Source organism: Streptomyces sp. EDA2-14, assembly GCF_054963755.1.
Map to the genome: position 1 here is coordinate 94,539 of NZ_JBUEGE010000009.1, position 19,980 is coordinate 114,518.

15 protein-coding genes are annotated in these 19,980 nt (G+C 72.5%); 3 read left to right on the forward strand and 12 right to left on the reverse strand.

Going from position 1 to position 19,980, the window contains the following annotated elements; translation table 11 throughout:
- From ACY34M_RS22410 to ACY34M_RS22425, 4 genes are all read right to left on the reverse strand, one after another.
- Positions 1–1,320, reverse strand: a complete 1,320-nt coding sequence (locus ACY34M_RS22410) for a purine-cytosine permease family protein (protein WP_462719796.1) — start codon at positions 1,318–1,320, stop codon at positions 1–3.
- Positions 1,321–1,451: 131 nt separating this feature from the next.
- Positions 1,452–2,357: a polysaccharide deacetylase family protein gene (locus tag ACY34M_RS22415; RefSeq protein WP_462719797.1), complete on the reverse strand. Its 906-nt coding sequence runs from the start codon at positions 2,355–2,357 to the stop codon at positions 1,452–1,454.
- A 16-nt stretch (positions 2,358–2,373) separates the two neighbouring features.
- Positions 2,374–3,549 (reverse strand): maleate cis-trans isomerase family protein, encoded by a 1,176-nt coding sequence (locus ACY34M_RS22420; RefSeq protein ID WP_462719798.1) that lies wholly within the window; start codon positions 3,547–3,549, stop codon positions 2,374–2,376.
- Positions 3,546–4,880, reverse strand: a complete 1,335-nt coding sequence (locus tag ACY34M_RS22425; protein WP_462719799.1) for an MFS transporter — start codon at positions 4,878–4,880, stop codon at positions 3,546–3,548. Before ACY34M_RS22425 ends, ACY34M_RS22420 begins: the two co-directional genes overlap by 4 nt.
- Before the next feature lie 194 nt (positions 4,881–5,074).
- Between ACY34M_RS22425 and ACY34M_RS22430 the strand changes: the two genes are divergently transcribed.
- On the forward strand, positions 5,075–5,773 hold the full coding sequence (locus ACY34M_RS22430; RefSeq protein WP_462719800.1) for a GntR family transcriptional regulator: 699 nt from the start codon (positions 5,075–5,077) through the stop codon (positions 5,771–5,773).
- 31 nt (positions 5,774–5,804) lie between these two features.
- On the opposite strand, the gene ACY34M_RS22435 is transcribed toward ACY34M_RS22430, so the two are convergent.
- From ACY34M_RS22435 to ACY34M_RS22460, 6 genes are all read right to left on the reverse strand, one after another.
- Positions 5,805–8,627, reverse strand: coding sequence for an NHLP bacteriocin export ABC transporter permease/ATPase subunit (locus ACY34M_RS22435; protein ID WP_462719801.1), 2,823 nt, complete (start codon positions 8,625–8,627; stop codon positions 5,805–5,807).
- 1 nt (position 8,628) lies between these two features.
- Positions 8,629–10,860: an NHLP family bacteriocin export ABC transporter peptidase/permease/ATPase subunit gene (locus ACY34M_RS22440; protein ID WP_462719802.1), complete on the reverse strand. Its 2,232-nt coding sequence runs from the start codon at positions 10,858–10,860 to the stop codon at positions 8,629–8,631.
- The gene (locus ACY34M_RS22445; protein ID WP_462719803.1) at positions 10,857–11,654 is read right to left on the reverse strand and encodes a DUF2118 domain-containing protein; all 798 of its coding nucleotides are present in this window, start codon (positions 11,652–11,654) and stop codon (positions 10,857–10,859) included. Before ACY34M_RS22445 ends, ACY34M_RS22440 begins: the two co-directional genes overlap by 4 nt.
- 152 nt (positions 11,655–11,806) lie before the next feature.
- The gene (locus tag ACY34M_RS22450; protein ID WP_462719804.1) at positions 11,807–12,028 is read right to left on the reverse strand and encodes a type A2 lantipeptide; all 222 of its coding nucleotides are present in this window, start codon (positions 12,026–12,028) and stop codon (positions 11,807–11,809) included.
- 283 nt (positions 12,029–12,311) lie between these two features.
- Positions 12,312–13,037 (reverse strand): YoaK family protein, encoded by a 726-nt coding sequence (locus ACY34M_RS22455; protein WP_462719805.1) that lies wholly within the window; start codon positions 13,035–13,037, stop codon positions 12,312–12,314.
- A 79-nt stretch (positions 13,038–13,116) separates the two neighbouring features.
- The gene (locus tag ACY34M_RS22460; protein ID WP_462719806.1) at positions 13,117–14,649 is read right to left on the reverse strand and encodes a carboxylesterase/lipase family protein; all 1,533 of its coding nucleotides are present in this window, start codon (positions 14,647–14,649) and stop codon (positions 13,117–13,119) included.
- Between the two features lie 170 nt (positions 14,650–14,819).
- Between ACY34M_RS22460 and ACY34M_RS22465 the strand changes: the two genes are divergently transcribed.
- Positions 14,820–15,836 carry a LacI family DNA-binding transcriptional regulator gene (locus ACY34M_RS22465; protein ID WP_462719807.1) on the forward strand — a complete coding sequence of 339 codons (1,017 nt, stop codon included), beginning with the start codon at positions 14,820–14,822 and terminating at the stop codon, positions 15,834–15,836.
- 44 nt (positions 15,837–15,880) lie between these two features.
- Positions 15,881–16,747, forward strand: a complete 867-nt coding sequence (locus tag ACY34M_RS22470; RefSeq protein ID WP_462719966.1) for an alpha/beta hydrolase — start codon at positions 15,881–15,883, stop codon at positions 16,745–16,747.
- A 61-nt stretch (positions 16,748–16,808) separates the two neighbouring features.
- On the opposite strand, the gene ACY34M_RS22475 is transcribed toward ACY34M_RS22470, so the two are convergent.
- Both ACY34M_RS22475 and ACY34M_RS22480 read right to left on the reverse strand, forming a co-directional pair.
- Entirely contained in the window at positions 16,809–19,028 is a 2,220-nt protein-coding gene (locus tag ACY34M_RS22475; RefSeq protein ID WP_462719808.1) for a glycosyl hydrolase family 95 catalytic domain-containing protein, read from the reverse strand.
- 7 nt (positions 19,029–19,035) lie between these two features.
- Positions 19,036–19,971, reverse strand: coding sequence for a carbohydrate ABC transporter permease (locus tag ACY34M_RS22480; protein ID WP_462719809.1), 936 nt, complete (start codon positions 19,969–19,971; stop codon positions 19,036–19,038).
- Between the last annotated feature and the right edge of the window lie 9 nt (positions 19,972–19,980).

Sequence of the window (19,980 nt, forward strand, 5' to 3'; positions counted from 1 at the left end):
TCAGGGCCTTTCCGTTGTTCCGGTGGGGACGGTGCTGGCACGAGGCGCTTCGGCGGTGGGCCCGGCCGTGGGCGCGGGGCCCGTGCGGCGCTCGACCAGCAGGTGGACGGCCGCCGCGACGACCATGCCGAACAGCGGATCGACGGACCCGGGCAGGAGATGGTGGGCGAGGCCCGCGACCAGCGCCCCGGCCGCCCACGCGCCGAGCGCGCCCCACCGGTAGTCGCGCGCGACGGGCGCCCGGCCCTTGCGGCGCAGGTACTGGTCGGCGATGAGCACGGCACCGATCGGCGGCACGAACACGCCCAGCAGGTTCAGCCAGTCCACGAAGTGGCCCCACACGCCGCTCAGCGCGAAGAGCAGTCCGAGGACGCCGAGCCCGAGCGCGAGCGGACGCATCCTGGCGGGGGTGAGCGCGGCCCAGCCGACGGCGCCGTTGTAGAGACAGTGCGAGGCGACGGAGCCGAGGTTGACGAAGACGAACAGCACGGCGAGCGCCGTGAGCAGCGGGCCGTGCCCGGTGAGCAGCGGCAGGAAGCCGCCCCCGTCGGCCGCGGGATCGGCGGACCCGCCGATCGCCACGACGACGCCCCCGAGCGCGTAGGCGACGAAGTTGGCGAACGGGAAGGCGAAGGCCGTGGCGGCGACCGCGCTGCGCCCGCTCCTCGACCAGCGGGTGAAGTCGGCCGTCATGGTGCCGGAGTCGGCGAACCCGGCGATGACGATGGCGACGGCCCCGCCGAATCCGAGGGTGCTGCCGGCCCCCTGGTAGGTGAGGGCGTCGGAGGCCGAGGTGTGGCCCGCGCCGTAACCGATGGCGACCGCCGCGAGGACGACGAACAGGGGCGTCGCGACGGCGCCGACGAGAGCGAGGGCGCGGATCCCCGCGATGGTGAGAAGCGTGTAGATCGCGCAGCCGAGCAGCGCGCCCCACATCGGGGTCCAGCCGAGGGTGTCCTGAAGGGTCGTGCCGGTGAGGCCGATCTGGAAGCTGAACCAGCCGATCACGACGGTGGCGAGGAGACCGGCGGCGGCGACCCGGCCGCGGCGCCCGAAGGTGCCGGCGGCCTGGAGCGCGAAGTTCTCGCCGGTGCGGCCCGCCCAGTGGCTGAGGGCGCCGACGTAGCCGAACAGGACGAGGTTGCCGATGAGGATCGCGAGCAGGCCTTCGACGAGGCCGAGGTTGTAGACGATCACCCCGCCGAAGACGGCGTTGCCGAGGTTCATCGGGAATCCGAACCACACGGCGGCCACCGACGGGAGGCTCTTGCGGGCGGTGGGCGGAACTGGTGCGTGTTCGTACTCTTCAGCACTGGCCATGTGCCCCTCCGTAGGGGTGCCGAGGACCGGTTGGTATACCGCAATCGCGAGTGAAGGTAGAAGCCGCTTGTTACGCGGGAGGGCGCTCCGCGTTTCCCCTGGAGCGCCCCCGGTTGCCGCCGTGTAAAGGATCAGCGCATGTCGGCGGGGCGCTCGGTGCCCTCGAACGGGAAGCGGCGGCGGAAGTCGTCGGCCGCGTCCTCCAGGGTCACGAAGGACACGCCCTCGTGGCCTGAGACGTACTCGATGAAGCGCTCCAGCATCAGCAGCACGTTGGGGCGGCCCGAGACGTCCGGGTGGAGGGTGATCGGCAGGACCGCGTAGTCCAACTCCCTGTGCACCCAGTCGAACTGGTCGCGCCAGTCCTGTTCCAGGGCGCGCGGCGAGACGTAGCCGTGGCTGTTGTGGGCGTGCTTGTTGAACATCATGGGCGGCAGGTCGTCGACGTACCAGTTGCCGCAGAACTCGACGAGGTCCACCTCGTGGCCGTGCACGAGCGGCTTCATCCAGTCCTTGGCCGCGCCCGTGTAGTCGATCTTCGTCCAGGAGTCGCCGACGCGGGCGTAGAACGGCGTGAAGTCCCGGTAGTTCTGCGAATGGTCGTAGGAGAAGCCGTACTTGTGGAGCAGCGCGGCCGTCGACTGCGACATCTCCCACCAGGGCGCGACATAGCCCTTGGGGCCGCGGCCCGTGAACTCCTCGATCAGCTCGACCGACTTGGCGAGGACGTCCTCCTCCTGCTGCGGCGACATCTCGATGGGGTTCTCGTGCGAGTAGCCGTGCGCGCCGATCTCGTGGCCCGCCTCCACGACCATCCGGGTCTGCTCGGGGAACGTCTCGATGGAGTGGCCGGGGATGAACCACGAGGTGCGGATGGAGTACCGCTCGAAGAGCTTGAGCAGGCGCGGGGTGCCGATCTCGCCGGCGAAGACGCCGCGCTGGATGTCGTTGGGGGAGTCCTGGCCTCCGTAGGAGCCGAGCCAGCCGGCGACCGCGTCGACGTCGACACCGAGGGCGATCCGGATGTCCTTGGGCATGGTGAACTGCTCCTTGCTAGCGGGGGATGCGGGCGGTGAGTTCGGCGGTGGCCGCCGCGAGGGCCTGCCGGTCGGCGTCCGTCCAGTCGCGCTCGCGCGTGCTGTGGACCGAGATCCAGCCGGTCAGCGCGCCGCCGGTCTCGACGGGGGAGAGCATCTGGGCGCGCACGCCGTACACGTCCTTCAGTGCCTCGGGCGGCTGCGGGTCCTCACGGAAATGCGGCTGCACCAGCGGGCGGCGCTCGGCCTCCAGCCACTCGACCGTGTTCAGCTGGCGCTGGTCGAGTCCGGCGTCCCGGCGGATGGAGCGGACGCCGGGGCCGAGCGCCTCGCCCGCCGTGAGGTCGACGTGCAGCCCGTGCTCCGGCAGGTCGACGCGGAACGTCGTGCGGTCGGCGCCGGTCGCCACCAGCAGCCGCTCCAGGGTGCTCTGGACGTCGGCGCGCAGGCTGCCGTCGCGCAGCAGCTGCCCGTGCCCGGACCACGTCGGGCGCGCCCCGGCGAGGTCGAGGGCCCGCCACAGCGTGGCGCTCACCGAGTCGAACACCGGTATGTCCAGGGCCCGTTCGAGGCGCTCGGCCTCGAACGCGCCGTACACGTTCGTGCAGACGACGGCGACGGCCTGTGCGCCGTCGGTGGCCGCCGCCTCGATCTGGCGGGCCACGTCGGCGGGCGGGATCCGGGCGAAGGCCTCGTTGTCGTGCTCGCCGAAGGGCTCGGCGAGCACGCACTGAAGGCCCTCCTTCGCGTACGTCGCCACGATCGCGTCGGCGACGTCGCGGGTGTAGGGCAGGGCGAGGCCGAGGCGGGTCACCCCGTAGGCGGCGCAGGCGTCGAGCAGGGCGAGCGTCGACGTGGTCGCCGGGATGCCGGTCTCGGCGGTGAGCGCGGCGGCCAGGGCCCGGTCGCGTTCGATGCCGAGCCAGGAGCCCGATGTCCCGTTCCACACCAGGACGTCGACCTTGGCGTCGGCCAGCTGCCGGGCCGCCGCGAGCATCGGCTCCGGTGCGAACTGGGCGTCGCTGCCCGTGTCCAGGGCGATCCGGGTGACCGGCACCCGCGCGAAGTGCGCGGTGGCGAGCCCCGGCGCGCCCTGGAGCAGCCCGTACGTCACTGGTTCGAGGCAGGTGTTGGAGGACGGGGTGAGCATGCCGACGCGCAGCGGACGGTTCTCGGTCAACGAATGATTCATCGGACGACGAGCCTCCTGGAGTAGTCGATGGCCAAGGACGCGGCGGTGAACAGCAGCGCCGCGCCGACGAAGTACAGCAGCGCCCAGGTGTAGGAGCCGGTGCCGCCGACGATGAAGCCGACGGCGATGGGCGTGACGATCCCGGCGATGTTGCCGGACAGGTTCATGGCGGCGCCGACCACGCCCGCGTTGGCGCGTCCGCCGAGCGTCGAGGGCAGCGCCCAGTACAGGCCCGCCCAGCGCAGGAAGAACAGCACGACGGAGAGCAGGGCGACCGCCGTCATGGCGTCGGGCACCAGGACGACGCCGAGCAGTCCTGCGGTCACGGCGGCGCCCGCGATGCCCATCAGGGTGCGCAGCACGGTGTTGGCGGCGGTGCCGCGCGAGCGCCAGTGGTCGGCGAGCCAGCCGCCGATCAGCTCGCCGACGAACCCGGCGCCGAAGATGACGAGCGTGGACCAGCCGATGGAGTTGATGTCGAAGCCCTTGGTCTCCGACAGGTACAGCGGGCCCCAGGTGAGCAGCCCGTAGAAGACGCCGTTGAAGCCCATCCAGCCCAGGCACATGCCCCAGAAGGAGCGGTACTTGACGTAGTCGCGCAGCTTCGCGGGCCGGTCCTCGCCGGGCGTGGCGGCGTCCTCGGCGGCGTGCGCCCGCTCGATGTACGCGGCCTCGGCCTCGTTCACGCCCTTGTGCTCGCGCGGGGTGTCGCGCAGGTAGCGCAGGGCCAGGAAGCCGACCGCCACGGTCACCGCGCCGGCGACGACGAAGCTGATCCGCCAGCTGCCGGTCCAGGCGATGAGCCCGGAGATGGCGATGCCGCCGAGCGCCGAGCCGAGCGGGGCTCCGCCGTCCATGAGGACGGCGCCTCGGCCGCGCTCCTTCGCGGGCAGCCAGTGCGCGTTGAGCTTGCCGCCGGCCGGCATCACCGGGGCCTCGACCGCGCCGAGCGCGAGCCGGGCCGCGAGCAGGGAGCCGACGCCGGTGGCCGCGGCGGTGGCGCCGGTCGCGAGACCCCAGCCGACGCAGGCGCCGCCCGCCATCCGGCGCGGCCCGAACCGGTCGATGAGCCACCCGCCGGGGATCTGCATCAGCGCGTACGTCCAGAAGAACGCGCTGAGGACGAAGCCGGTGACCTCCTTCGACAGGTGCAGGTCGTGGGTGATGAGCGGCAGCGCCACGGACACGGAGCCGCGGTCGATGTAGTTGAGCGTGACGATGCCGAGGAGGAGCAGGAACACCTTCCAACGCGTGCGGCTGGGCGGGGACTTGGTGGTTCTCCCGCGCGGCTGGGCCGCATCGGTGGCGCGGGTCAGATCGGCTGACGACATGTCAACCCCTTTGCTGAGCCGGGGACGAGCTACGAAAGGGCGTGCTGCGCAGGGCCGTGGGGGACGGCCCTGCGGACAACGAGAGAAGCTTGTGACGTGTGTGTTCGCCGCTATGGCATACCAAAGGATGCGGATGGGGGCGCGCCCCGTCAAGGCTTTGGTATACCGTGAGCATCAATTGACGGGGAGGAAACATGGCACAGGCGGGACCCGGTGAGGCGGGCTGGCTGCGCGATCAGGTCTGCGAGGGCATCAGGGACCGGATCATCTCCGGTCAACTGCGGCCCGGCGACCGGCTGTTGGAGCGCGAGGTCGCCGAGGAGTTCGGGGTGTCCCGGATCCCGGTCCGCGAGGCCATCCGGGTGCTGCTCAGCGAGGGCTTCCTGGAGGCGGCGTCCGCCCGCAAGATCGTCGTCAAGCAGCTCTCGTTCCAGGACGTGCTCGACCTCTTCGACCTGCGCGAGGCGCTGGAGGTGCTCGCCGTGCGGCGCGCCACCGAGCGGGCGCAGAAACCGCAGATCGCCGCGCTGGCCCGCCTGTTGACGAGCGCCGAGCGCGCCACCCGCACCGGACGCCCCGCCCGTATCTCCCGCGCGAACACGGACTTCCACCACCACATCGTGGAGATCGCGGGCAACACCCTCCTCGCCAGCACCCTGCAGCCGCTGGAGGGCCGCATGCGCTGGCTGTTCCAGCAGGTCGACGACCCGCACGCGGTGTGGGAGGAGCACCGGGGCCTGTACGAGGCGATCGAGGCCCACGACGCGGACCTCGCGGCCGACCGGGCCCTGCACCACGTACGGCACTACCGCGAGGTGGCGATGCGGGTGCTGTTCGGGACGGACGACACCGAGTCGGTGCGGGCGGGGAAACAGAGCCCCTGCGGCGATTGAGCAGCGGGGTCCGGGGCGGAGCCCCGAGACGTCACGCCATCTGCCGCCGCACCAACTCGTGCAACCGCCCACCGGTGTCCGCCAACAACTCGGCGGGCGATCCCTGCTGGACGACCCGCCCCGCCGACATCACGATCACCCGGTCCGCGTCCATCACCGTCGACAGACGGTGCGCGATCACGACCCGCGACGCCTTCAGGGCCTTCGTGCTGTCGATGACGATTGCTTGCGTCTCGTTGTCCAGCGCGCTCGTCGCCTCGTCGAAGAAGAGGATGCGCGGGCGGCGGATCAGGGCCTGCGCGATCATCAGACGCTGACGCTGGCCGCCGGAGACCGCGCCGCCGCCCGAGATCATCGTGTGCAGACCCATCGGCATCCGCTTGATGTCCTCGGCGAGGCCCGCCATCTCGGCCGCCGCCATCGCCTCCTCCTGCGTGAAGGACTCGGCGCCGCAGATGCAGTCGAGGATCGACCCGCTCAGCGGCTGCGCGTTCTGCAGCACGACGCCGCACTGGCGCCGCACCGCCGCCTGGTCGAGCGCCGCGAGGTCCTGGCCGTCGTACAGGACGCTGCCGGAGGCCGGGGCGTCGAAGCCGATCAGCAGGCGCAGCAGCGTGGACTTGCCGCAGCCGCTCTCGCCGACCACCGCCACGAACTCGCCCGGCCGGATGGACACGTTGACGTCGTCGAGGACGAGCGGGCCGTCGTCCGTGTACCGGAAGGACAGGCCGCGCGCCTCCAGGGCGCCGGTCAGCTCCCCGGGCTGCGTCGCCGCCTCGCGGACCTCCGGCTTCTCGTCGAGCACCGGCTTGATCTGCTCGAACATGGGCAGCACCGCGGCGGCAGAGATGAGCGCGCCGGTCAGCTGCGTCACCGACGTGAGCAGCATCGTCACCGACGTGTTGAAGGTGAGGAAGGACGCCGCCGACATGCTGCCGCGCGCCGGGCCCGCGAGCAGCATGAACATCACGAGCGAGCACAGCGGCAGATAGACCGAGTTGAGGACCGTCGTCGCGTTCTTGATCCGGCCCGCCCTGCGCTGCAGCTCGCGGGTGCGCGCGAACTCCTTCGCCCACGCCGCGTACGCGAAGCTCTCCGCGCCCGCGACCCGCAGCTTCGGCAGCCCACGCAGCGTCTGGAAAGCCTGGTTGTTGAGCTTGTTGCCGAGCTTCACCAGGCGGCGCTGCCAGCGCAGCTCCATGAGGCCGAGGGTGAAGAAGATGCCCGCGACGAGCGCCAGCATGCCGAGCGCCGCCATCGCCAGCGGGACGCTGTAGAGGAGGAGCATGACCAGGTTCATCGCGCCGACCGTCGTCGACTGGACCACGATCGGTCCGACGCCTGACAGCAGCCGTCTGATCGAGCTGATGCCCATCGCGGCGCTCGCCAGCTCGCCCGTCGAGCGGGCCGCGAAGAACCGCGTCGGCAGCCGCAGCAGCCGGTCCCAGACGGCCGGTTGCAGGACGCTCTCCACCCGGCCCTCGATGCGCAGCACCGTGAGGTTCTGCAGCAGCATGAACGCCGCCGACACCACGCTGGTGACCACCACCGCGAGGGAGACCTGCGCGATGAGGCTGGTCTGCGCGTTGGGCACGTACGTGCCGAGGACCTGGCCCGTCGCGATGGGCACGAGGGCGCCGAGGCCCACCGTGACCAGGCCCGCCAGGAGCAGCCTGCGCACGTCGCCGGTCATCGCCTTGAGGCTGAAGCGCATCAGCTTCAGCGGGGTCAGGCTGCCGTCGGGGAGCGGGCGGTAGAGCATGACCGCGCGCTCCTCGAAGTCCTCCGCGTTGTCCTCGTCGATCCGCGTGCGCCGCTCGCCGCCGGCGTGCACCGACTCGTAGCGCCCGCGCCGCCACAGCAGCGCGACCGGCGCCCCGGACGCGGCCCGGTAGCCGACGAGCGGGCCCGCGTCGTGGCGCCACCAGTCGCCGGCGAGCCGCACCGGACGGGTGCGCAGCCGGGACGCCGTCGCCAACTGCTCCACCGGGTCGAGGCGGTCGCTGACCGCGCCGACGTGGTCGGGGTCGACGAGCCGGATGCCCGCCGCGTCGGCGACCACCTTGCAGGCCTCGTACGTGGCGTCGGCGCCCGCCTCGGCGGAGCGCTGCCGGCCGCGCTTGGTGCCCATGGACGCGAGCAGCGTGCGGTCGGCCTGTTCGCGGACGGCCTCGCCCGCGCGGATACCGGCGGCGGCGCGGTCCTCGTGGGCGCTCTCCAGTCGCTCGATCCAGCGGTCCAGGGTGGAGAGCAGCCGCCACTGCTGGTTGACCATGCTCTGCCACAGGCCGGTGTCGACCAGCAGGTCGGACGCCGCGTCCGCCGCGTAGGCGGAGCCGTACTGCACGCTTCCGGGCGCCAGTTGCGGCCACAGCACGTCGTCGTCGCCGACGAGGGAGTCCTCCTGCGCGTCGACGGTCCGCCCGTCGAGCGGCGCCTCGAACAGGATCCGCTGCCCGCGGCCCACACCGAGCGCGAAGGCCTCCTCCAGCAGGCTCCAGCCGTACGAGCCGTCTGCGTCATAGGTGGTCGGCGGCGCGTACGGCAGTTCGCGCAGCGGGATGCGGCGGACCTGGCAGCCGCCGAGCGGCCGTCCCACGAGGGTGTGCTGGGTGCCCTCGACGGGGCCGAGCAGCAGCGTGCCCGGCTCCAGGCGGCCCAGGAAGTGCCAGTGGCCCTGGCTCTGCACGTCGACCGCGAACAGGTCGAGCGCGCCGCCCGCGACGAGCCACAGCACGTGCGGGCCCTCCAGGGGCAGGCTGCGCAGATCGGTGCAGTCGACGGGGGCGCCGAGGCCGCCGAAGGCCGCCACCACTTGGTCGGAGGAGGTGAACTCCGCTTGCAGGTCGGTCATGTCAGTGCTCCTTGACCAGCTCTGCGTACGGCCCGCCGGCCCGCACCAGATGCTCGTGGCGGCCGCGCTCGACGACCTGTCCGTGGTCGAGGACCACGATCTCGTCGCTGTCCCGCACGGTGCTGAGGCGGTGCGCGATGACGACGCAGGCGCAGCCGCGCCGCCGGATGTTGTCCATGACCGTCTGCTCGGTCTCCGCGTCGAGCGCGCTGGTCACCTCGTCGAGCACGAGGATGCTGGGTCGGCGCACCAGGGCCCGCGCGATCTCCAGGCGCTGGCGCTGGCCGCCGGAGAAGTTCCGGCCGTCCTGCTCGACCCGGCCGCGCACGCCGCCGGGCCGCCGCGCCACCACGTCGTACAGGCACGCGTCGCGCAGCGCCTCCTCGACGGCCTCGTCGGTGATCGACGGGTCCCACAGCGCGACGTTGTCGCGGACCGTGCCCTCGAAGAGGAACACGTCCTGGTCGACGAAGGAGACGGACGCCGCGAGCGCGCCGCGCGGGATGTCGTCGAGGCGCCGGTCGTCGATCCGGATGACGCCCTCCCACGGCGCGTACAGGCCGGAGATGAGGCGGGAGACGGTGGACTTGCCGCTGCCGGAGCCGCCGACGAGGGCGACCTGTTGGCCCGGGCCCACCGTCAGCGAGAAGCCGGACAGGAGCGGCTTGTCGAGCGGGCTGTAGCCGAACGTGATGTCGTCCAGCTCGATGTGACCGCGCAGGCGGCGCGTGCTCTGCACCTGCTCGGGCCGCGCGTACAGCTGGTCGACGGGGAAGTTCTCCACGTCCTTCAGACGCGCCACGTCGGCGGCGAAGTCCTGGATGCGGCCCGCGACGCCGTTCAGCCGGGTCAGCGGCGCCGTGAACCGGGTGACCAGTGCCTGGAAGGCGACGAGGAGACCCACCGACAGGTGGCCCTCGACGGCCCGCATGCCGCCGATCCAGAGGATCAGCGCGCTGTTCAGCGTCGCGAGGGTGGGCGCGACGATGCCGAGCCACGCGCTCGGCACCCCGAGTTTCTGCTGCTCCTCCAGGGTCGTCGCGTGCTGGCCCGCCCACCGCCGGAAGTAGCCGTTCTCGCCGCCGGTCGCCTTCATCGTCTCGATGAGCTGGAGCCCGGTGTACGAGGTGTTGGTGAGCCGCGCCGTGTCCGCGCGCAGCTTCTGCGTGCGCGTCGCCCGCAGCTTCACGACGACGCGCATCGCCACGACGTTGAGCAGCGCGATGCCGACGCCGACCCCCGTCAGCTGCGGGTCGTACGTGTAGAGCAGCGCCGCGTACAGCAGCACCACGACCCCGTCGACGCCTGCCGCCGTCAGGTCGCGGGCCAGGGTCTCGGCGACCGCGTCGTTCGACTGGAGGCGCTGCACCAGGTCGGCCGGGCTGCGCTGCGCGAAGAACGTCACGGGCAGGCGCAGCAGATGCCCGAAGAAGCGGGCGCTGCTCAGCGTCGACGAGATGATGCGCCCGCGCAGCAGGTTCGCCTGCTGCAGCCACGTGAGGACGGCGGTCAGCGCCACCATCGCGCCCATCGACGCGAACAGCGCGCCGAGCAGCGAGGTCTGGTCGCCGATGAGGAACAGGTCGATGTACGTCTTGCTGAGCGCGGGCACCGCCGCGCCCACCCCGACGAGCAGCAGGCTCGCGAGCAGCGCGACGAGCATCGTGCCCGTGGTGCCGCGAAGCCGTGCGGGCATCGCCTTCAGGACGCCCGGCTTGCGCCCGCCCGTGCGGAAGTCGTCGCCCGGCTCCATGACGAGGACGACACCCGTGAAGCTCGTGTCGAAGTCCTCCATCGGCACGAAACGGCGGCCCTTGTCGGGGTCGTTGATGTGCACGCCGCGCCGCCCGAAGCGGCGGCCCAGACGCTCGTAGACGACGTAGTGGTTGAACTCCCAGAACAGGATCGCCGGGCCCTGCACGTCGGCGAGCGCCGCCGGTTCCATCTGCATGCCCTTGGCGGTCATGCCGTAACTGCGGGCCGCCTTCAGCAGGTTCGAGGCGCGCGAGCCGTCCCGCGAGACGCCGCACGCGATGCGCAGCTCCTCCAGCGGGATGTGCCGGCCGTGGTGCGCGAGGATCATCGCGAGCGCGGCGGCGCCGCACTCGACGGCCTCCATCTGGAGCACCGTGGGTGTGCGCACCTTGCGGCGGCGCTTGGCGGGCGGGGGAGCGGGCCGTGCGCGGCGGCGGTCGGGGCGGTGGCCCGCGGGCGGCAGCGAGGTCTGGGTCACGGCTTCAGCCAATCCATCGGGCGCTGATCGGCGAGGTGCACGGATCCGGAGGCGAGCGTCATGGAGGCCAGCGGATAGGGCGGCCCGCCGTCGGTGGACCAGGCGTATCCGGACTTCGTCGACGCCTTGGTGAGCTTTACCAGGACCGGGACCCGCGCCCCGCCCTTCGTGAACTGGCCCGCCAGCGAGTCGTCCCCGATGAAGTCGGCGACCTGCCGCTTCGTCTCGGCGGCCCGCCCGACCGCCTTGACGGTCCCGCGCAGCACGCCGTACTGCTGCGCCTGCGGCACGGTCAGGTCGACGTCGGAGCCCGCGGACACGTTCCCCGAGCTGGTCGCGGGCACGTACAGCATCGCGAGCAGCGGATCACGGGCCGAACCGGTCTTCTCCACCGTCGCCACGTCGGAGCCCGTCGTGACGACCGAGCCGATCCGTGCGACGAGCGCCGTGACCCGGCCCGCGTCGATGGCCCGCACGGCCCGGTTGCCCTGTGCGGTCTGCACCTTGAGGACCGGCGCGCCCGCGCGCACCCGCTGGCCCTCCTTCACGTACAGGCCGGTGACCTGCCCGGTGACGGGGGTCTGCAGGACGTAGCTGCCCTGCGCGTACGTGAGGATGCCGTCCGCCTTGAGCGTCGAGGACACCGAACCGGTGACGGCCCAGACGCAGGCGGCGGCCATCACGACGACGGTGACGGCGAGTACGAGCAGTCCCTGCGGCCGCGCGAGACGGACCGGCAGATCGAGCTCCTCCGGCGACTGCAGTTTGGACAGGGCCTGTTGGCGGAACTGCACGGGGTCTTTCCCTTACGTAGCTTCCATGCCGGGCCGGGCCGAAAAACCCCGGACCCCGGACGCCCCGAAAGCCCCGGGACACGGGGTCCCGAGGCTTGGGGTGCGCCACCCGTCAGGAGGCGGCGCGGCGATCCCGAGGGATCGGATCCGACTCAGAGGCCGGCCGTCACGCCGCCGACGAGGCCGGTCACGGCGCCGGTGTTCAGGCCGGTGAGGCCCTCGACCGTGTTGGTCACGGAGGAGACGGTGCCCGAAACCGGGGCGATGCCGTCGACGGTGCCCTGGACCTGGCCGACGAGGCCACCGACGAGACCGCCGGAGACGTTGTCCAGGTCGGCGTCGGCGATCTCAACGGTCTCGATGTGCTTGCTCATAATGAGCCGCCCTTCTTAGGTATGTCCGGGTATTTCGAAATTCGCGGGGCGCGCTGGAAATCGGTGGCTGCGAATCCCTGCGGCCGTCATGCGATGCGGAGGATCAAAGCATGTTGACGCGCCGCACAGCTAATCGGACGGGGTCCATTCATAGGGGATCCACGAGGTCAATTACCGCCATGTGCCGGGGTGTTCACAGGCGGCTGGCATGTCCTTCACATTCTTCACGGAGTGGAATGTGAACGCGCTGTGTCCGGTGTCAGCAAAGGGGGACACTCGCCCATCAATGGCGCGCGGTGTCTGTATCGGCCAATGGTTTTCCGCGAAGGGCCGTGACCGCCCTGCGCATTCGGTGTGCAGGTTTCTGGCACGCGACGGCCGCGGCGGCCAGGACCACCGGTAGCGCGAAACCCCACGGAGCGAAAGCCTCCCGAACCGCTACGGCGCAGGTCGCGCCGCCGAACACGCCCAACAACCGACCGGTTACCCACAGTTGCACCCGGCCCCGGCCCGACCCGTCCACCAGCCCGGTCACGAGCGTCGTCAGCGTCCCCGTGAAATAGGTGGTGGGCGCGCCGCCGGCCCCCGCCGCCACCATCGCCGCGGACTGCGCGCCCATCGCCGCGGCGGCGACGACGAGCAGCACGGTCCGCCACACCCCGCCCGGCTCCCCGTCGAGCAGCCCGCCCGCGACGGCGAGGAAGCCGAGCAGCGCGCACTGCGCGGCGAGGCAGGCGACGACGCGGCCCGGCCACAGCTCGGTGCGGTCCGCGCGCACGCCCCGGCACACGAGCGCGGTTGCCGCGGCACCCACGGCGTACCCGGCGAGCGCGTACAGCGGACCGGCCACCTCGTGCCCCGATCCCTGCCCCGCCGAGATGCCGAGCAGCACCAGATTGCCGGTCATCACGCCCGCGAAGACATGGCCGAGCGCCGTGAACGCGAGCGCGTCCACGGCCCCGGAGGCCGCGGCGAGCAGGACGATCGAGATGTGTGGGCGTGTCTCCATGCCTGAGACGGTAGGCGCGGGGGCGGCCGTCGAACGCCTGGCCGTCGGCGCGTCGGGCGAGCGTGCCCCTGACGGGCCGCTACGCCGGATCGCGCTCCAGGCCCAGTGGCGCGAAGCCGACGCCCTCCCACAGCTGCCGGGAGGCCTCCTCCGGATACGGCTCCGTGCGCGACGGGGAGTCGAGGACGCGGGTCGCCCGCTCGGCGGCGGTGAACGGCGCCCAGCCGGGATTCCCGTCCGTCGCGAACGCGGTCCACGCCGCGCCCATCTCCGCGGACAGCGCCACGGCCGCGGGCGGGGGTTCGGTGCCTTCGATGCCGAGGAAGAGGCGGCCGAAGTCGGTGTCGAGCGTGCCGAACACCAGTGGCACGTCCAGGGCGTGACAGGCGCCGAGGGAACCGTCCGCCCCGGGCGCCTCCCAGCACAACTCGTACGCGTACGCGGTCCCGCCGCCCGCCGCGTGCGCCTCGGCGAGCCGCAGTGACGGGATCCGGAACAGCCAGTCGGACATGACCAGTTCGTGCAGCAGGGTGGGGCTCGCGGACGGGTAAGCGGCCCGGTAGCCGGCCTCGGCGTCCGGCCCGGGGCCGAAGCGGCGCAGCGCCTCGGTCGCCTCCTCGTCGGTCGTCGTCCCGTACCGGCCCGCCATGACGCTGAACAGGCGGTACTCGTCGCGGTTGTGCCCGGCGAGCAGTTCGACGCCGCGCGCGGCGCCGCCCGCCAGCGCCTCCCACGGAGTGGTCGGCAGCACCTCGCCGTCGACCACCGGGGAGAACGGGGTGAGCGTGTGGGCGACGCGGCCCCAGCGGTCCGCGTACGAGGGCAGCTCGCGGATGAGGTCGTCCGTCGCGTCGCGCAGCGCCTTCGGAGCGCACCCGGCGATGTCGGCGGTGCCCGTGCCCGGCAGCCCCAACCGCTCGGCGATCCGCGCGCCGATGTCCCGGGCGAGGTCCGGCGCGAAGAACGTGCCCGGCACGCTCTGCGCCACCGCGCGCCGGAACAGGCCCGCCGCCGACGGCATCGAGAGCAGCGCCGCCACCGAGCCCGCGCCCGCCGACTCCCCGAACACGGTCACCCGCTCCGGATCGCCGCCGAACGCCGCGATGTTCTCCCGCACCCAGCGCAGCGCCGCGACCTGGTCGAGCAGCCCCCGGTTCGCGGGCAGGCCGTCGAAGAGGGCGAACCCCTCGGCGCCGACCCGGTAGTTGAGGGTCACGACGACCGCGCCGCGGGCCGCGAGCACGGAGCCGTCGTAGTGCGGCCCGTCCGTGGAGCCGGTGATGTACGCCCCTCCGTATATGTAGACGAGCACCGGCAGTCCCGCCGCGCCGAGGTCGGGGGACCACACGTTGACGGTCAGCCAGTCCTCGCCCTCGGGGACCGGGCGTCCCATCAGCCCGCCGGCGAGGGACTGCGGGGGCGGCGGCCCGAAGGCGAACGCGTCCCGCACCCCGTCCCACGGCAGCGCGGGCTCGGGCGCCGCCAGGTGCAGCGGGCCGACCGGGGCCTTGGCGTAGGGGATGCCGCGAAAGACGCTCAACGCCCCCTGCGTGAGCCCGCGGACCTGGCCCGCCGCGGTGCGTATGGGAGCGGTGGGGGTGGCGTCGGTCATGGGGGTCCTCCCTGGCGGCTCGGCTGGTGCCAGACGCGGCGTCGAAGCGCTTCGACACGCTTCTGGACAGGCACCCTGGGCGAATCATAGGGTCGGCGTGCCGAACGACGGGGCGGCTCCCGCCGGCGCCGGCGCGCTCCCTCCCTTCGGACACGGCTCAGGAGAACGACATGGTCACCCTCGCAGAGGTCGCCAGGCACGCCGGAGTCTCCGCCAGCACCGTCAGCTACGTCCTCAGCGGCAAGCGGTCCATCTCTGCGGCCACCCGCGAGCGCGTCGAGACCAGCGTCCGCCAGCTCGGCTACCACCCGAACGCGGGCGCCCGCGCCCTCGCCAGCAGCAAGTCCAACATCATCGCGCTGATGGTGCCGCTGCGCACCGACATGTACGTGCCCGTGCTCATGGAGATCGCCACGGCGGTCGCCACCGCCGCCCGCACCCACGGCTACGACATCCTGCTGCTCACCGGCGAGGAGGGCGCCGAGGCGGTGCGCCGCATCGAGGGCAGCGCCCTCGCCGACGCCGTCATCGTCATGGACGTCGAGCTGGACGACGAGCGGCTGCCGCTGCTGCGCACCGCGAGCCGCCCCGCGGTCCTCATCGGCCTGCCCGCCGACACCGCCGGACTCAACTGCGTGGACCTGGACTTCGCCGCCGCGGGCGCCCTCTGCGCCGAGCACCTGGCGGAGCTCGGGCACCGCGAGATCGCGGTCATCGGCGAGGCCGCCGCCGTCTACGAGCGCCGCACCGGCTTCGCCGAGCGCACCCTGACGGGCCTGCGCGAGCGCAGCGCCGAACTCGGGCTGCGGCTCCTGCACCGCCCCTGCGAGGGCAGCTACGCCTCCGTGTCGGCGACCCTGGCGCGGATCTACGACGAGCGCCCCGGCACCAGCGCGTTCATCGTCCAGAACGAGGCGGCCACCGACCCGCTGCTCGCCCTGCTGCGCCAGTCGGGCCGCGCGGTCCCCGAGGACGTCTCCGTCGTCGCGGTCTGCCCCGACCAGGTCGCCCGGCACGCGTCCGTGCCGCTCACCTCGGTCGCGGTGCCCGCGCAGGAGATGGGCAGGCGGGCGGTGGAGCAGGTCGTCGCGCAGATCGAGGGCCGCGGCGCGGCCGAGGAAGTCGTCCTCCTCGCCCCCGAGTTGACGCTTCGAGAAAGCGCTGGACGGGCGCCGACAGCGGCTTAGGATCACCGTATCCGGTCCCGAAGCGTCAGAAAGCGAGCGTGCCTGTGCACCCGACGTACGTCCTCGTCCATGGAGCGTTCGCCAACTCCTTCTCCTTCGCGCCGCTCCAGGCGGAACTCGGCCTGCTCGGTCACCGCTCCGTCGCCGTCGACCTGCCGGGCCACGGTTTCGCGGCGACCTACCCGGCCGCGTACCAGGCCCCGCAGGACCCGGAAGGCCTCGCCTCGACCCCGGGCGCCATCAGAGGGATCACCCTCGCCGACAACGCCGCGCACGTGATCGGCGTCCTGGAGCGGGCCAAGGCGAACGGGCCCGTCGTGCTCGTCTCGCACAGCCGCGGCGGCGTCACCGCCACGGCCGCCGCGAACCGGCGCCCCGACCTGATCGACCACATCGTCTACGTCGGGTCCTGGTGCCCGGTCGACCTCAGCGTGGGCGACTACCACGCCGAACCGGAGATGGCCTCGGTCGACGTCGCCGCGCTGGGGCTCGCGATGGCGGGCGACCCGGCCGAACTCGGGCTGCTGCGCGTCAACTTCCGCACCGCCGACGCCAAGGCGCTCGACGCGTTCAGGTCGGCCTTCTTCGACGACGGCACCGAGGACGAGTTCCGCACCTTCCTCAACACCTTCCAGCCCGACGAGAACCTCGACGTCGGCACCGGGGACGACCGCGCGCAGGCCGACACGTGGGGCCGCATCCCGAAGACGTACGTCCGTCTCGGGCGCGACGCCAGCCTGCCGCCCGCCCTCCAGGACCGGCTGATCCGTGAGGGCGACGCGCTGACCCCGGACAACCCGTTCCGCGTCCGCACCCTCGACAGCTCCCACCTGAAGTGGCTGGTCGACCCGGCGCCGGCGGCGCGTGTCCTCGCGGAGGTCGCGGACGAGGTCAGCCGCTCGACCCGCTGAAGCTGTCCGTCCGGAAGCCGAGCCCGCCGCACGACGAGGTGATCTCGTCGTGCGGGACGAACTAGCCGATCCGGAAGGTCAGTTCGTGCTCCTCGCCCGCGGTCAGGCGAAGTCGGGCGCCGCCGCCCGCGGGGGTCCTGAGGCCGATGTCCGCGTCCCGGTCCGGCCGGACGAGCGCCGTGCACGTTCCTGCGCTCCACCGCAGATCCACCCGTGCCCCGAACCGCGTGCGCAGCCCCCGCACCGCTCCCCGCCGCCAGTGCGCGGGGAGCGCGGGCAGCAGCACGAGGCGCTCGGGCGTGGACTGCAGGAGAGCCTCCGTGAGCAGCGCGGGCAGGGTGTGCGCGGCGTCCGCGTTGTACACGTCTCGGTGCGGATAGTGCGCGCTCATCAGGGACGCGTGGAAGTAGTCGCCGGACAGCACCTGCCGCAGGCAGTCGGCGACCCGCGGCGCGTCGGCGAGCCGGGCCGCGATCAGGGCGTGGTGCAGATGCCCGTGCGCCGAGTCGTTCTCGGCGCCGCGCAGTTCGAGCGCCCGCCGCGCCGCCTTCGCCTCCTCCGGGGTGTCGTACGGGGTGATGTCGTGGTGCGGCCACACCGGATACAGGTGGCTGAGGTGCCGGTGGTCGTAGGCGTCGTCGAGGCCCGGCCACGCCCACTCGGCGAGCGCCCCGTCGTCGTTGACCCGGTGGCCGGGGAGCCGGTCGGCCAGCGCGGTCCAGCGGTCGCCGTCCGGACCCGGATGCCAGGCGGCGGCGGTGCGCAGCGCGTGCCGGGCCGCCGCGATGTCCATGGTGGCGTTGACCGTGCCCCAGCTCGCGTTCGCGGGCCGGTTCTCCGGCGAGTAGGACGGCACGATCACGATCCGCCCGTCCGGCCCGGTCCGGGTGAGGAAGTCCTCGTAGAACACGGCGAGTTCGGTGACGGCGGCCGACAGCCAGGCGGGCCGCTCGCCGGTCGCCTCGGCCTGTTCGAGCAGCGGCGTGAGCAGCCAGTCGGCGCCCGCCGTCCACAGGTGCATCGGATAGGCCCGCTGGTAGTGGTACGCGTGCCCGGACTCGCCGTCGGTGTGGGCGGGGGCGACGATGCCGCGGGCGCCGAAGACGAGCCGCGCGTTGTCCCGCCAGTGGTCCAACTGGCCCCGGACGAGCGCGGCCAGGGCGTCGGTCGTCTCCGGCAGGGCGCAGGCGACCGCGGACGCCGTCTGGAGGTTCAGGTTCGCGTCCGTGGTGAACGCGCCCGACCACGCCGTGCCCCACTCACCGGTCCACAGCCCGGTCAGCCGGGGCGGCAGCGCGCCCGACGAGCTGAGCAGGTGGTAGCGGCCCGCCGCGAACAGCCGCTCGAGAAGGGCCGGGCTCTGCGGGAGAGCAAGCAGATCGCTGCCGGTCAGGCCCCGTTGGCCGCGGGGGGCGTCCAGGTCGAAGGTGACCCGTTCGTAGGCGGGGCGGTGCAGTGCCTCGTGCCGGGCGAGCAGAGTCTCGTACGTGGCGTCGGGGGAGCGGCCCGGGTCCATCAGCTCCGCCAGCGCGCCCGCCTCGCGCGCCGTGTCCAGCTCCCCGGCGTGCCGGCGCACCCGCGTCAGCAGCAGCAGACCGCTCGCGTCCTCGACGCGCAGGCCGGTGCCGCCCACGGACGTGCGCCCACCCTGCACCAGGACGAGCGTCACCCCGGTGCAGCCCTGGTCGTTGTCCGGCTCCGGGTAGCGGCAGCGCAGCGTGAGCCGGGCGCCGTACGGGGTGAGGACGACGCCGCGGCCGACGCCGAGCCCGTCGGGGGCGCCGCTCAGCCGCGGGTCGAGCGACACCTCTCCGGTGAGCCCGGCACCGGTCACGTGCTGCACGACCACGTCGTCCGCCCGCGACACGAACACCCGCGAACCCCAGCCGCCGCACCGCGCCTGCGCCACCCCCGTCGCGAAGTCGACCGCGCGCCGGTAGCCGCGCCCCGCCGTGTCGTCCCGCGCGAAGCGCACCTGGAAAGCCGGGTGGAACGCGCGCACCCACCGCAGCGGCCGTCCGTCCGTGAACCGCTCGGCCGCCGCCACGTCCCCCGCGAGCAACTGGTCTTGGAGCAGTGGCAGTTGCCCGGCGAGCTCGGGCGGGCCCGGCTGCGGGCCGCCGTCCGGGCGGACCAGGTGGTGGTGGGTGACGATCACCCGGTCGTCGAGCGGATCGCCGAAGACGAGGGCGCCGTGCCGGCCGTTGCCACTGAGGTAGGCGTCCTCCCAGCGGGCGGCGGGCGCGGTCTCCCATGTGCCGTGCGGATGCCCGGGGATCATCGGTGGCTCACCCCTTCACCGCCCCGATGAGCATCCCCTTCTTGAAGTGGCGCTGGACGAACGGGGACGCCACCGCCACCGGCGCGAGGGCCAGCACCATCATCGCCATTTGAAGCCCGAGCGCGGAGAGCTCACCGGCGTTGACCGCCTGGCTCAGCCCCGTCGGCAGTGCCGAGTTCTTCTGCACGAGCTGCATCAGGACGTTCTGCAGCGGCAGTTTCGCCGGATCGTCGATGTAGATCATCGCGTTGAACCAGGCGCTCCAGTACGCCACCGCGTAGAACAGCGAGATCACGGCGATCACCGCGCGGGACAGCGGCATGACGATCGTCCACAGGATCCTCAGGTCGCCCGCCCCGTCGATACGGGCGCTGTCCGTCAGCTCCTGCGAGATGTTCATGAAGAAGCCGCGCAGCACCAGGATGTTGAAGACGCTCACCGCGCTCGGCAGGATCAGCGCCAGATAGCTGTCGGTCAGGCCCAGCGTCTGCACCAGCAGATACGTCGGGATGAGCCCGGCGCTGAAGAACATCGTTGTCATCAGCGCCATGAGCAGGGCCCGGTGCGCGAACGAGCCCGGCCGGGACAGGCCGTACGCGGCGAGGACCGACACGGCCATGGAGAACACCGTGCCGACCCCGGTCACCCCGAGCGAGACCAGCATCGCCCGGCTGACCTGGCCGCCGCTCAGCAGCTCCTGATAGTTGACGAAGGTGACGGCCTTCGGCCACAGCACCAGACCGCCCGCCGAGTCGATGACGTGCCGGGGCGACAGGCTCGTGACGACCACCACCCACAGCGGTCCAAGCACGGCGACGCAGCACACGGCCAGGAGCAGCGCCTTGGCGCCGAGCCCGGCCCGCGTCGGGGGCTCCTCCCACACTGGGCGCTCGGGCGCCCGCCAGCGCGCGCGGGGGCGCGGACGTTCGACGGTGACGCTCATTTCTTGTCC

Bases quoted from the DNA above. Each gene is read 5' to 3' on its own strand.
- ACY34M_RS22450 (WP_462719804.1), bottom strand. From the start codon at position 12,028: ATGAGCAAGCACATCGAGACCGTTGAGATCGCCGACGCCGACCTGGAC.
- ACY34M_RS22420 (WP_462719798.1), bottom strand. From the start codon at position 3,549: ATGAATCATTCGTTGACCGAGAACCGTCCGCTGCGCGTCGGCATGCTC.
- ACY34M_RS22465 (WP_462719807.1), top strand. From the start codon at position 14,820: ATGGTCACCCTCGCAGAGGTCGCCAGGCACGCCGGAGTCTCCGCCAGC.
- ACY34M_RS22475 (WP_462719808.1), bottom strand. From the start codon at position 19,028: ATGATCCCCGGGCATCCGCACGGCACATGGGAGACCGCGCCCGCCGCC.
- ACY34M_RS22430 (WP_462719800.1), top strand. From the start codon at position 5,075: ATGGCACAGGCGGGACCCGGTGAGGCGGGCTGGCTGCGCGATCAGGTC.
- ACY34M_RS22480 (WP_462719809.1), bottom strand. From the start codon at position 19,971: ATGAGCGTCACCGTCGAACGTCCGCGCCCCCGCGCGCGCTGGCGGGCG.
- ACY34M_RS22455 (WP_462719805.1), bottom strand. From the start codon at position 13,037: ATGGAGACACGCCCACACATCTCGATCGTCCTGCTCGCCGCGGCCTCC.
- ACY34M_RS22415 (WP_462719797.1), bottom strand. From the start codon at position 2,357: ATGCCCAAGGACATCCGGATCGCCCTCGGTGTCGACGTCGACGCGGTC.
- ACY34M_RS22410 (WP_462719796.1), bottom strand. From the start codon at position 1,320: ATGGCCAGTGCTGAAGAGTACGAACACGCACCAGTTCCGCCCACCGCC.
- ACY34M_RS22460 (WP_462719806.1), bottom strand. From the start codon at position 14,649: ATGACCGACGCCACCCCCACCGCTCCCATACGCACCGCGGCGGGCCAG.
- ACY34M_RS22425 (WP_462719799.1), bottom strand. From the start codon at position 4,880: ATGTCGTCAGCCGATCTGACCCGCGCCACCGATGCGGCCCAGCCGCGC.
- ACY34M_RS22435 (WP_462719801.1), bottom strand. From the start codon at position 8,627: ATGACCGACCTGCAAGCGGAGTTCACCTCCTCCGACCAAGTGGTGGCG.